Here is a 526-nt window from a genome sequence, read left to right on the forward strand (position 1 = left end):
CGTAAGCAATTAAGTGACGCGCTAGATAGCATCAATATCTCCTATCAAATTTGTAAAAATGGCTCAGATGCGCTGCAGTTGATGAAAAATGAGGCAGAAGCAAATCGCCCAATAGATATTTTGGTCAGTGATATTGAAATGCCGGGGTTGGATGGTTACGAGTTAGCGTTTGAAGTGCAAAATGATTCAGCTCTTAATCACTCGTACCGCATTCTGCATACTTCACTGTCGAGTGAGATTTGTGTCGATAGAGCGCATCAAGTTGGCGCTCACGAAGCGTTAGAAAAGTTTAATGCTGGTGAGCTCATCGAAGCTATGCTCCGCGGGGCAAAAGAGCTAGAAGCCAATGCCATGGCTTCTTAACTGCACGTTTAACTGAACATAATATGTGGTTTTGTGGCCACTCGAAATCGTTATCACTTTGTCGTCATTTCAACGATTTATTGCTGACTATTGATGACACCGCGACGCTTAAGGCACGTGTACTAAAACGACTTGTTTACAGCGTTTACTTCTTTGGCATAGC

At 43.2% G+C, this 526-nt stretch carries 1 protein-coding gene; it reads left to right on the plus strand.

What is annotated here, in order from left to right; all coding sequences use genetic code 11:
* Positions 1-363 (plus strand): response regulator (locus tag R7P74_RS29095; RefSeq protein ID WP_318124190.1); only part of this gene is annotated, 363 nt, incomplete at its 5' end.
* Positions 364-526 lie beyond the last annotated feature (163 nt).

This window comes from Vibrio sp. 2033, from assembly GCF_033339735.1.